The following is a 13,000-nucleotide window of genomic DNA, read 5'->3' on the forward strand; positions in this document are numbered from 1 at the left end:
CCAAAACACTTAAAATTCAGGAGATGATGTGAATGGGACGACAAAAGGGAAAACGCACTTCAATCGCCGTGTTAACGCTGGCATTAACGATGTTAGCTCCAATGTCTGCAATGGGCGCGCCTGCTACAAGTAGCAGTGATCATACGTATGAACCAACCAAGAAAACGGTGATGGAGAAAGCCAAGTTACTCACCGAGAAACATGGAATCACAAGTCTGCAATATGCCCTTATCGATGGTGGCGAGATTGTGGTGTCCGGTCAGATGGGCAAAAACGATAAAAACAACAAGGTGCCTCTTACGCCCGATACAATCTATGGCATAGGATCAACGAGTAAAATGTTCCTCACAGCTTCTGTTATGAAGTTAGTTGAAGAAGGCAAGGTGGATTTGGATCTGCCTGTTGTGAACTATATACCTGATTTTCAGATGAAAGACCATCGCTACAAACAAATCACACCACGCATGCTGTTGAATCATTCTTCCGGTCTGCTGGGCAGCACGGGCAGCAATGCCACATTGTACGGGGATAATGATACGTACTCACATGATACGTTTCTGGACCAATTGGCTAGTCAAAACCTGAAGGCAGATCCCGGCGCGTTCTCGGTGTATAGTAATGATGGTTTTACGTTATCCGAGATTATGGTTGAACGTGTTAGCGGCATGAGTTTTACAGCATTTATACACCAATATTTTACGGAACCTTTGGACATGAAACATACCAAAACACCACAGGATGTGGTTGACACGGCAGCAATGGCGGGAATCTATTCTCCTATGTATGAGGGTCAGCTTCCACAAGAGAATTATAATGTTATCGCTACTGGAGGCATTTATTCCACGGCTGAAGATCTAGCAAAGTTTTCACAAATCTTCACGGGAGAGGTCCAAGGCATTCTTACCGATAAGTCTGTAGAAGCCATGGCGCAAGAAGAATACAAAAAAGGCATGTGGCCAGAGGGTGGCGATACGTCTATATCTTACGGTTTAGGGTGGGATAGTGTAAATCTGTACCCATTCAGTGAATACGGTATCAAGGCAGTAACAAAAGGTGGAGATACCATATCGTATCACTCATCATTAGTCGTACTGCCGGAATATAATCTGGCTGCAGCCGTTACCTCATCAGGTGGGACAAGTGCCAAAGATCAGTTCATTGCGAGTGAATTATTACTCAGCGCACTTGAGGAAAAGGGCATCATTACAGAACGGAAGCCGGAAAAATCATTTGGTGTGCCTGTGAAGGCAGATATACCTAAAGAAATAGCCACGAATGCAGGTATATATGGCGGCAATAATTCAGTTAAGAAGATCGAAATGAATACGGCTGGACAAATGACTGTATCCACACCCGCAGCTCCAAGTGATCCGGTTCAAAAATACACCTATATAGCGGATGGTACTTTTGTTAACGATGAAGGCACGGAAAAGTTGAAATTTGTTAAGGAGAAGAATGGAAGGACTTATCTGTGGTATCGATCTTATATATCCTTGCCAGGACTTGGACAATTGGCTTTCTCCGAATATAAAATGGAGAAGCTGGAAGCTAATGAATTATCTCAGGATATAACGGCCTCATGGGAGCAGCGTGAAGGTAAAAAATATTACCTGCTGAATGAGAAATATACATCAACGGTTTATCTCAATTCGGCACCAATTCTCCCTATTCATTTGGACAAAGAGACCCCTGGGTATGTATCCAATACTAAGATTATTGGAGCAAACGAAGCAGTCACGGAGCTGCAAATCCCTGGCCTGGCTGGACGTGATACAAAGGAGATTTATTTTGCTAAAAAGAACGGAGTAGAGTACATTACAGCCGTCGGTAGCATATACGCCAGTGAGGAGATGGTACAACCACTCTATTCGGGTAAACAATCTCTAGCAACGATTCAAGCAGACGGATATGCCAGATGGTTTTCGATACCAGCAACGGTGAAAGGAAAAGTCATGACGGTTAAAATGCCTGCAACTGGCGCCTTTGCCGTATATGATCAGAAGGGTATTTGTATTAATCATACCGTAGTCAGTGGTGAGAATGAGGTTGTTTTACCAGAGAACGGCCGCATTGTATTTGCAGGTGACGTGGATTCCGCATTTGAAATTTCATTAAAAAAGTAAATGGATTGGTTCGTTGATCCAATGAAAATATAAAGACATAAAACCTTTTCCATGACGTAGAGGAGGTTTTATGTTGTTGTTGCAGAGCGTATTCAAATTTTGGAATTCAGGATGGAATTAATTCCCCTCCGAGGCTTTTGCCTGCTTGATCCGAAAGGAAATTGTAAAGCTCAAGAGAACGAAAAGCAATTGAAGAGACAAAGCTAATATAATCCCGGTCAACAATCCCCAATTTAGTGAATGACTAACGGCAATGAGCGCTCCGCCGATTCCAATGCTTACCCCCGGACTAAATGCATCTGTAAACTGAAGGCTGGCAGATATCTCTCCTTCTTCACCCGTTTTGGTGTGCTGTAATGCAATCGCCCCGGTCGTGGGATGTGCCAAACCGATGCCAAATCCAGTGAAAAGCTGTGAAATTACTGCAAATATGATCCCGCCTTCAGGGAGGCCAACAGCAAGAATGACCGTAGCAACTCCAATGATCATAAATCCTATACCAATGGTTACCCGTTTCTTTCGGCCCATCCCATGGTCTTTAGCATCGAACTTTGACTGAAGCCAGGCTGCCGCTGACCAGCTTAATGCACCCGCAGCTACAATTAATCCCGCCATATCTGCTGGGAGCTTTTTCACATCTGTCAAAGCCAGGACAACATAGCTCTCGGTCGCATTATAACTAGCAACAAAGAATCCTCTTGAAGCAATCGTGGCCGGTAAACCTCTTCTGGCACTTAAAGTTCCCTCAGGCAGCAGCTTTCGCAAAGGCTGAATCATGATAAGCAATCCTGCTACCGAAAGTACAATTCCTCTCCAATCCGATATAAATCCTAGCCCAGCAAGCAACATTCCCGTTCCAATGGTCAGTAGCACTGCATAACCTTCTTTTCGGTTATTCTTGGAAGGGGTATTCCTTCTAACTGTAAATTTTCGGAAAGCAGGAAGAGTCAGCATGACAGCCAAACCAATGAAGGGAAGCACAAGCCAAAAAACAACTCTCCAAGATATATGCTCCGCTATAAGGCCAGCAATATAAGGGCCAATTAGTGCAGGTATAATATATGCGCCGGAAAACAAAGCAAGTATTTTTGTTCTCAGCTTATCGGGATAACCTAAAGTAACGCTGTAATACACACACGTAATGATCCCGCCTCCACCAAAACCTTGAAACACTCTTCCTATAATTAGGGTAATCATATTCACGGAAGTAGCCGCAATCACAATGCCGATCACAAAAAAAAGTATCGATATGCCAAACGATGCGAATACGCCGTTTTTGTTGATCCGCGCCCCAATGATCATGGTTCCAAGGATTTGTGCCAAAAGAAAAGAGCTGAATATCCAACCGTACAAGTGGAGCCCATTCAATTTTTGAGCCAGGCTTGGGGCAATCGTAACAACTGCTAAACCTTCAAATGCGACGGTAGTGACAGCAAGAATAATCCCAATGGTCAATGCTCTGTACTTGGCGTCGAAAACACCTGCTTCTTTTGGTGTTATATCCATTTTAAAAATCTCCTTTTAGAATAAATTTTAATAGTCCCAACCATAGTTGCTGCAGCAACTATATGTCCAAAAAGTTATCCCCCCCTTTAAAGTGGAGAGGACTCCTCTGTGGACTATAGATCTTTTACGTTGTTATACATTACAGTAAGAATCCTTCTAAACATCTCAACCTCCTCCTTGGATAATCCCTGGATCGTTTTATTATATGCGTCCTTGGAAGGAGCAAGAATTTCATCTTTCATATCTCGTCCTTTAGGAGTTAAATAAACACGTAAAGATCTTCTATCCGTCTCATGAATCACACGATAAATAAATTCCTTCTTTTCTAGCTTAAACAGCATTCGTGCAACATTGGTCTGGTCCTTGTGCAGTCTCTCGGCAAGGTCCTTTTGAGTAATCCCTTCTTGTTCCCATAGTACGACCAGGATTTCCCACTGATCCACTGTGATGTCAAACGGAGTGACTACCTTTTGATAGTAATTATTCAGTTTAAGTGCCGCGCGCTGTACATTAACACCGATATATTTTTCTAATTCCAAAGTTTTCCTCCTAAATAACCGTCATGATTATAGTTGTTGTGACCATTATAATTCCGCCTCTTTTTTGTGTCAATCATATTTATTGGAGTGAAAACGCCGCCGCTAATCTAAGCATTATCTCCATTTAAACAAGTTTTCCGGTACGCACTAAATTGTAAATCATCATGTACTAAAATTATTTTGCCTGTTCATATTCGGTTCATATAGACGTCACGAGCAGTCCATTTACATGGGTTAAGCTTATTTTAGCGCCAAAGCAAGATACTCTAATAAAGAGATACTGACAGGAGAAGATGCAGATGATACAACAAGAGAAAATGAACGCGGTCAAGAGAGCAATAAAAAAACGAACTTCAATTGCAGCTTTAACCCTAGTGTTAACGATGTTAGCCCCGCTATCTGCAATGGCCGCACCGGCTCCCCTGAACAACAGCAACCTTACGTATGAGACAACAAAGAAAGCCGTGATCGAAAAAGCCAAATTACTGACCGAGACGTACGGTACGACGAGTCTGCAATATGCGCTCATCGATGGTGGAGGGATTGTGGTCTCCGGTCAGACGGGCAAGAACGATATAAACGACAAGGTACCTCTTACTTCGAACACCGTCTATGGCATTGGTTCAACCAGTAAAATGATGCTTACAGCCGCTGTAATGAAGCTGGTTGACGAAGGCAAGATTGATTTGGATGCGCCTGTTGTGAACTATATGCCTGACTTTACAATGAAAGATACCCGATACAAACAGATCACACCCCGTATGTTGCTGAATCATTCCTCCGGTCTTCTGGGCACCTCAACCAGCAATGCCACATTGTACGGAGATAATGACACGTATTCACATGATACGTTTCTGGAGCAATTGGCGAATCAAAACCTGAAAGCAGATCCCGGCGCATACTCCGTCTACAGCAACGATGGCTTTACGTTAGCCGAGATTCTGGTCGAAAGAGTGAGCGGCATCGGTTATACCGCATTTATACACAAGTATTTCACGGAGCCTTTGGATATGAAACATACCAAATCACCACAGGATGTGGTTAATCCGTCAGACATGGCGGCAATCTATTCCCCTTTTTATGAGGGACCACTTCCAAAAGAGAATTATAATATTATCGGTACTGGAGGTCTGTATTCCACCGCTGAAGATCTGGTCAAATTTTCAAGAATCTTCACGGGAGAAGTTGATGGTATTCTTTCCAGTAAGTCTGTAGAAGTTATGGCGCAAGAAGAGTATAAAAGAGGCATGTGGCCAGAGGATAGCGATACGCTGATGTCTTACGGATTGGGGTGGGATAGTGTGAACTTGTTCCCATTCAACGAATACGGCATTAAGGCCGTTATGAAAGGTGGAGATACGTTATCTTATCAGTCTTCATTAGTGGTACTTCCGGAATACAATATGGCTGCAGCCGTTATCTCTTCAGGCGGGTCAAGCTTAACCAATAATTTCATTGCGAATGAATTATTACTCGGCGCACTTGAGGAAAAGGACATCATTACAGAACGGAAGCCAGAAAAATCATTTGGCGTACCTGTGAAGGCCAATATGCCTAAGGAAGTCTCCAAGTATGCAGGTATATATGGCGGCAATAATTCGGTTATGAAGATCAAAATAAATACGGCTGGACAAATGACTGTATCTTCACTTACTGCTCCGAGTAATCCGGCTCAAGAATACACCTATACAGCGGATGGTACTTTTGTTAATAACGAAGGTACAGACAAGTTGAAATTCGTTGTGGAGAAAAATGGGAAAACCTACTTGTGGTCACGATCTTATATATCCGTTCCAGGACTCGGACAGCTGGCTTTCTCAGAATATAACGGGGAGAAGCTTGAAGCCAATAAATTATCCAAGGAGATTAATGCCGCATGGGCAAAGCGCGATGGTAAAAAATATTATCTGGTGAATGAGAAATACACATCAATGGTTTATCTCAATGCTTCATCGATCCTGCCTATTCATATGAATAAAGAGAATCCAGGGTATATGTCCAATCATAAGATTATGGGAGCAAACGAAGCAGCCAATCTTTTGCAAATTCCGGGTACTGCCGGACGTGATACGATGGACATTCAATTCTCTAAAAAGAACGGTGGAGAGTATCTTACAGCCTTAGGTTATGTATACGCCAGTGAGGAACTGGTAAAACCAATCTATTCGGGTAAACAATCCGCAACAACCATTCAAGCAGATGGATATGCCAAATGGTTTTCGGTACCAGCGACTGCGAAAGGAAAAGTCATGACAGTGAAGTTGCCTGCAAATGGAGCCTTTGCTGTCTATGATCAGACTGGAATTTGTATTAATCACAGCGTGGTCAGCGGTAAGAATGATGTTGTTTTACCAGAAAACGGCCGTATTGTATTTGCAAGTGATGTTGGCTCCAAATTCGAAATTTCATTAAAAAAATAAAATGAATGGATTTCCAAACGGCTGAACACCAAACGAACTCAACAGGAGAGAACCATCATGATGAAAAAAATATTAATCATTTTGCTCAAAATATTCGGAGCCATCGTTATCGCTTTTGCATTATTTATTGCCACTGTTTTTATTGTTAATGTATTTAGCAACAAATCGGAAGAAGGGAAAATAAAACCCTATGGTCAGTTTGTAGCAGTTGACGGGAAAAACATGAATGTGTTGATTCAAGGAGAAGGCAAAGAAACGGTCGTATTGCTTCCTGGATACGGAACACCTGCCCCAGCCCTTGATTTCAAACCGCTGATCGATGAGTTATCTCCATTTTACAAAGTTGTTGTCATTGAGCCTTTCGGTTATGGATTAAGTGACATTACTGAAAAAGAGCGTACCACGGAAAATATGGTTAGTGAAATTCATGAAGCGTTACAGCAACTTGGTATTCAACGTTACACGCTCATGGCTCACTCCATTTCAGGGATATACGGACTGGATTATGTGAACAAATATCCAAACGAAGTAACTTCCTTTGTCGGCATCGAGAGCAGTGTCCCAACGCAGGGAGGTAACGATGATCCATTCCCAACTGAAACGTACAAACTGCTTAAAAAATCAGGATTCTACCGATTGTTAATGAAACTGGCCCCTGATCAACTGATTGCACCCGATGTTGATGATGAGACCAGAGAACAAATTAGAATACTTTCACTCAAAAATACGTTTAATTCGAACAACCTGAATGAAGGTGAAAACTTTGGTCCTAATTTCAAAGCAGCTGAGAACCTGTCCTTCCCCAAAGATCTTCCTGTGACTTTCTTCTTACAAGCGAATGATACGGAAACGGAAGGCTGGATACCCTTGCATGAAGAGCAAGTCAAAGATTCTGTGCATGGAAAAGTGATGACATTTGATGGAGAACATTATTTGCATCACACCCGATCCAAAGAAATGGTTCAAGAATATAGAAAGTTTATGAGTGAGATAAAATAGTGTCGCCAACAAAAGAAGTCGCGAAATCGCGGCTTTTTTCTGTTGGCAAAATGATGAACATACAAGCGTAGTTACTTTATTGGAAAATTTAGGTTGACACTTCTTTTTATCGCGTATACAATCGTATACATGAATACGATTGTATACATATGTATACACGTAATGGGGGTGGCAAATATGAGAGATCGTCCTATCGAAGAGATGGATGGAAGTGTACGTCAAGGTGAGCGTCCGAGACGTGGTAAAGGGCATGGCGAACATGAGGGAAAACGGGGGCGTGGAGCGCAAACATTCCGTCGCGGCCGAATTCTTGTATTTCTGGAACAAATGCAGAATCGGAGAACAACGCTTGTCCGACAACTTGGACAGGAGGAGTATGAACATATTCGCCCGGTGATCAGTGGGGAGTTAAAAGCTATTGATCAGGTCATCGACGAGTATATCCATCTATTCGAGCTGCAAAATGAAGATGTAAACCCCAATAAGAATCTGGAGAGTGAGAGTGAATAAGTATGATTCGTCGGTTTTTTTCGTATTATCGTCCCTATAAAAAACTGTTTTTAATTGATTTTGGATGCGCTGTACTCGCAGGTCTTCTGGAGTTGGCTTTCCCCCTTGCCGTCAGCAAATTCATTAATGAATTGTTGCCAGGTCAGGATTGGCCTCTCATTATGCTTGCCTGTGTTGTGCTGTTATCCATCTATGCACTTAATACTGTATTGAACTATGTCGTTACATACTGGGGACATATGCTGGGCATTAACATTGAGACCAACATGCGTGAGAAGATGTTCGCTCACTTGCAGAAGCTGTCCTTCCGTTTCTTCGATAATCGTAAAACAGGCCACTTAATTGGTCATCTTACGAATGATCTGAACGACATCGGCGAGGTTGCTCACCATGGACCTGAAGATGTATTCATCGCAGTAATGACATTAATTGGATCGTTCTGGCTGATGGCTAACATTAATCTGGAGCTTGCGCTGCTTACCTTTATCATTATCCCAATTATGGCTTGGGTCATTATCGTATTTGGTGGCCGGATGACAAAGACGTATCGGCGACTTTTCGGAGATGTTGGCAATTTCAATGCGCGTATTGAAGACAACGTCGGCGGTATGCGTGTTGTGCAATCGTTCGCCAACGAAGAACATGAGAAAGAACTTTTTGCAGTGGACAATCAGAATTTCCGTAAAACCAAACTGCTTGCCTACAAAACGATGGCGAAAAGTATCTCGGTGAGTTATATGATGATGCGACTGGTTACCGTATTTGTCATGATCAGCGGGGCCTGGTTTTATATCGATGGCAGAATCAATATGGGTGACTTTATGGCCTTCCTGCTTCTGTCCAATATCTTCTTCCGCCCGATCGAGAAAATTAACGCTGTCATAGAAAGTTATCCAAAGGGCATCGCTGGTTTCAAGCGTTATCTGGAGATCATTGATACGGAACCAGAGATTGCTGATAGCAAAAACGCCGTTGAATTCGAAAGTGTGAAGGGTGATATTCGCTTCGAGAACGTCTCGTTCGGATATGAATCCAGTCGGCGTATTCTGAGTGATATCAGTCTATCTGTTCGACCAGGGGAAACCGTTGCTTTTGTGGGTCCTTCCGGTGCAGGTAAAACGACAATCTGTAGCCTGTTGCCCCGATTCTATGAGGTAGAAGAGGGACGTATTACTGTAGATGGTGTGGACATTCGTAACGTTAAGCTTCAATCTTTGCGCAAGCATATCGGAATCGTTCAACAAGATGTATTTTTGTTCTCGGGGACCATTAAGGAGAATATTGCTTATGGTGATCTGAGTGCAACGGATGAACAAATCTGGGATGCCGCCCGTCGTGCCTCGTTGGAGGAATTAATTCTTACGTTGCCAGACGGTATGGATACAGTCATTGGGGAGCGTGGAGTCAAGCTGTCCGGAGGACAAAAACAGCGTTTGTCCATCGCACGTATGTTTTTGAAAAACCCGCCCATTCTTATTCTGGATGAGGCAACCTCTGCGCTGGATACGGAAACGGAAGCACTGATCCAGCAATCACTCGCTGAATTGTCGGTGGGCAGAACAACACTTGTGATTGCGCACAGACTGACAACTATCAAGAATGCAGATCGAATCATCGTAGTAAACACAGATGGTATCGCTGAGCAGGGTAACCACGAGGAGTTGGTCGCCGCTGGAGGGATATACAGCCGTCTTCATCAGGTGCAATATAGTCACTCTTAATCCATATAAATTGAACAAAAAATAATTACACTCGTCACTCCGATGACAGAACAACCTTGCCGCGCATATGCGCGGCTTTTTTTATTGATTAGATATTAAAGATGAAGTTTTAAATGCTATGCAAAATATAATGTTGACAACGTCCACTAACGTGACTATTATAATGTTGACAATGTCCACTAAAAAGGAGGGTTTGACATCAACTCTCAGTACATAAATCCAGATATACTGGCTGACATGCGACGTTTTAACCGTTTTTATACCAACATTCTTGGTGTACTCGACAAGCATATTCTCGGAACAGGGTATTCGTTTGCAGAAGTACGGGTCATTATTGAGATTGGAATTCGGGGAGAGAGCATCGCGAACAATCTGGTAGATACACTGACCATTGATCGCAGTTACATGAGCCGAATCGTGAATAAGCTGTCCAAGGAAGGACTGCTGGTGAAAGTGAATTCTGCTGCCGACAGCCGGGTCAGTCTGATTCGTCTGACAGCCAAGGGTGAGGAACTGTATGCCCAATTGAATGATCGATCCGATCAACAGATCCTGAAGCTGATGCAAGAATTGAATGAAGAAGAGATTCAAGAGGTGTACACCTCCATGATGAACATACAAGAGAAGTTGAACAAGAAGGCAGGAGAGACCACACGATGATACGATTTGAATGTGACTATAACGAAGGTGCACATGAACGAATTTTACAAAGACTGATGGAAACCAATATGGAACAGACGAGCGGGTATGGTACGGATGAGCATTGCGAACGGGCGAGAATGCTTATTCGTCAGGCCTGTGACAATGAGCACGCTGATGTTCATTTCTTGGTTGGCGGTACACAGACAAATACAACGGTGATTGCATCTATTTTGCGTCCATATCAAGGTGTGATTGCTGCCACCTCTGGACACATTGCGGTTCATGAAACCGGAGCTATTGAAGCAACGGGACATAAAGTACTCACGGTTCCAAGCGAGGACGGAAAGATCACGGCTGAGCAGGTTAGAGCCGTCTACGATGCGCACATGAATGAATCGTCACCGGAACACTGTGTTCAACCAGGAATGGTCTACATATCCCAGCCAACGGAGAATGGAACGATGTATAGCAAGGCAGAACTGCAAGCATTGCATACAGTGAGCAGGGCATGTGGTCTTCCGTTTTTCGTGGATGGAGCACGTCTTGGATATGCACTCGCTTCACGCGATAGTGATATGACACTTGCTGACCTTGCGCGCTTGTGTGATGTGTTTTACATCGGGGGAACCAAGATTGGCGCATTGATGGGAGAGGCGGTTGTTATCCTGAATGAAGCGCTGAAACCGGATTTTCGTTATATGATCAAACAAAAAGGTGGCCTGCTTGCCAAAGGCAGATTGCTGGGAATCCAATTCGAAACGTTGTTCGAAGATGGTCTGTACCTCGATATTTCTCGCCATGCCGTAGATATGGCCTTGAGAATTCATGACTCACTCGAACAGCAGGGGGTACGCTTCCTGTACGATTCACCAACCAACCAGCAGTTTCCGATTCTGCCTGATCGTTTGCTTGAGAAATTACGCAGCGGTTATACGTTCACCTTCTGGGAAAAGGTTGACGATACACATAGTGCGGTGCGATTTTGTACCAGCTGGGCAACGCAGCAGGAGAATGTGGATGCACTGACTCGTGATATCACTCAATTATTGCACGAAGAGATCAAGGTTCCTGAACGGGTCGAAGCATTGGTCTAATCTAGAAGGACAACCTATTGTGGTTGTCCTTTTTTGGTTTGCCTTCTGTGTGATAGTTGTGAGATATGGAGTGCATACTCGGTTACTCACTAAAGGCCATGTCATATTTCTCTTTCAACCGTCGGATATCGGCTCTTGGCGGCGCACCGAACATGCGTGCATATTCGCGGCTAAATTGGGAAGCACTCTCGTATCCAACCCGGAATGCTACATCTGCCGCATCTGCAGATTCAGCCATCAGAAGTCGGCGGGCTTCCTGTAACCTTAATTGTTTCTGGAATTGTAATGGGCTCATAGCTGTGATCTCTTTGAAGTGACGATGGAATGAAGAGACGCTCATGCTGGCGGTCTGAGCCAGATCTTCAATACGAAATGGCTGTTCCCAATGATGAACGATGTACTCAATCGCTTCTCTGATCCGATAAGTGCTGCTACCTTCAACCGCAATCTGCGCCAGTTCTCCTCCGTAAGGCCCTTGAAGGAGGCGGAACAGGATTTCTTTAACGTATAACGGAGCCAGAAACGGTATCTCTCCCGGCGTATCCAGCAATCGGACAAGTCGGAGTACAGCGTCCTGAATGGACGATTCCATCTGACCTACAAACATGGCTCGTCTGGCGTTTTCGTTGAATGTTACCTTGATATTGCATTCGTTAAGTACTTCGAGAATTTGGTTCGGTGTGAATTCAAGCTTGAGACTTAAGTAGGGTGCATCAGCGGATGCCTTGATAATCTGCCCGATGACCGGGAGATTCATGGAAGCAATCAGGTAGTTGGATGGTCCATATTCATAACGTTCCTGTGCGAGCAATACTTCTTTCAACCCTTGAACAATTACACAAAATGAAGGTTTATATACTCTGTATGCCGGCTCACTAATCTTGGAATGGTGATAGACAAACAAGGAAGGAATCGCTGTTTCCATTGCACCGTTATGGTGGGAATGGCGTTCGATCAGGTCACTTAATTCCTGTTTTGGTTGAAATAATTCTTCGGTCATACGTATCCTCCTCACAGATTTAACCTACATACATTATAAAGCTTACCGTACAGAATCAAAAGGAGGCCTGAGAGGATCAGGCAATCAATTAAGACGATTGATATACCGCTTGCAGCCCATGACTCGGCATACTAAGAGTATGTTAACAGAGCCAAGCGATTAAAGTTTATTTGAAAAGTTGGGTGAACAAGGTGAAGAAGTGGTTATCAAACCATGTGAGGCAAATTTTGATTGACAGGCTCGAATCACAAATTAAGTATGAAGAAAATTCCGTACATCGAGAGATATACTTCACATGCTGGTTAGAGCTAGTTACCGAAGATTTCGAGTGAACTTCAGTTTACAGAACAAATTCAAGGAGAGTGTGAAATATGGAATATGTGGGCTAACACGAAATCTCAGTTGATCCGAATTCTTAATGTTAAAGTCGCCATTTGGCGGCTTTT

The 13,000-nt window shown here is 43.5% G+C and carries 10 protein-coding genes; 7 read left to right on the forward strand and 3 right to left on the reverse strand.

The features are described from left to right. The first annotated feature begins 32 nt into the window (after positions 1-32). On the forward strand, positions 33-2,123 hold the full coding sequence (locus MHB43_RS14995) for a serine hydrolase domain-containing protein (protein ID WP_405132232.1): 2,091 nt from the start codon (positions 33-35) through the stop codon (positions 2,121-2,123). Positions 2,124-2,240: 117 nt separating this feature from the next. On the opposite strand, the gene MHB43_RS15000 is transcribed toward MHB43_RS14995, so the two are convergent. Together MHB43_RS15000 and MHB43_RS15005 are read right to left on the reverse strand one after the other, a co-directional pair. After that, positions 2,241-3,629, reverse strand: a complete 1,389-nt coding sequence (locus MHB43_RS15000) for an MFS transporter (protein WP_405132233.1) — start codon at positions 3,627-3,629, stop codon at positions 2,241-2,243. 113 nt (positions 3,630-3,742) lie between these two features. Then, the gene (locus MHB43_RS15005) at positions 3,743-4,168 is read right to left on the reverse strand and encodes a MarR family transcriptional regulator (RefSeq protein WP_339308340.1); all 426 of its coding nucleotides are present in this window, start codon (positions 4,166-4,168) and stop codon (positions 3,743-3,745) included. Between the two features lie 299 nt (positions 4,169-4,467). On the opposite strand from MHB43_RS15005, the gene MHB43_RS15010 reads away from it, so the two are divergent. The 6 genes from MHB43_RS15010 (at position 4,468) to MHB43_RS15035 (ending at position 11,554) form a co-directional block, all read left to right on the forward strand. After that, complete coding sequence (locus MHB43_RS15010) at positions 4,468-6,588, forward strand: serine hydrolase domain-containing protein (protein ID WP_405132234.1); 2,121 nt, start codon at positions 4,468-4,470, stop codon at positions 6,586-6,588. 57 nt (positions 6,589-6,645) lie between these two features. Beyond that, positions 6,646-7,587, forward strand: a complete 942-nt coding sequence (locus MHB43_RS15015; protein ID WP_405132235.1) for an alpha/beta fold hydrolase — start codon at positions 6,646-6,648, stop codon at positions 7,585-7,587. Between the two features lie 177 nt (positions 7,588-7,764). Then, positions 7,765-8,097 carry a hypothetical protein gene (locus MHB43_RS15020; RefSeq protein ID WP_221819451.1) on the forward strand — a complete coding sequence of 111 codons (333 nt, stop codon included), beginning with the start codon at positions 7,765-7,767 and terminating at the stop codon, positions 8,095-8,097. A gap of 2 nt (positions 8,098-8,099) precedes the next feature. Beyond that, a complete protein-coding gene (locus MHB43_RS15025; RefSeq protein ID WP_036670808.1) occupies positions 8,100-9,818 on the forward strand; it encodes an ABC transporter ATP-binding protein in 1,719 nt (572 codons plus the stop codon). A 237-nt stretch (positions 9,819-10,055) separates the two neighbouring features. Then, positions 10,056-10,478, forward strand: coding sequence for a MarR family winged helix-turn-helix transcriptional regulator (locus MHB43_RS15030; protein WP_124114576.1), 423 nt, complete (start codon positions 10,056-10,058; stop codon positions 10,476-10,478). After that, entirely contained in the window at positions 10,475-11,554 is a 1,080-nt protein-coding gene (locus MHB43_RS15035; RefSeq protein ID WP_405132236.1) for a threonine aldolase family protein, read from the forward strand. The genes MHB43_RS15030 and MHB43_RS15035 overlap by 4 nt, the downstream gene beginning before the upstream one ends. 82 nt (positions 11,555-11,636) lie before the next feature. Here the strand turns inward: MHB43_RS15035 and MHB43_RS15040 are convergent, their stop codons facing one another. Then, entirely contained in the window at positions 11,637-12,554 is a 918-nt protein-coding gene (locus tag MHB43_RS15040) for an AraC family transcriptional regulator N-terminal domain-containing protein (protein WP_405132237.1), read from the reverse strand. Positions 12,555-13,000 lie beyond the last annotated feature (446 nt).

It is taken from the genome of Paenibacillus sp. FSL H8-0317, from assembly GCF_045040685.1.
Classification (GTDB): domain Bacteria; phylum Bacillota; class Bacilli; order Paenibacillales; family Paenibacillaceae; genus Paenibacillus.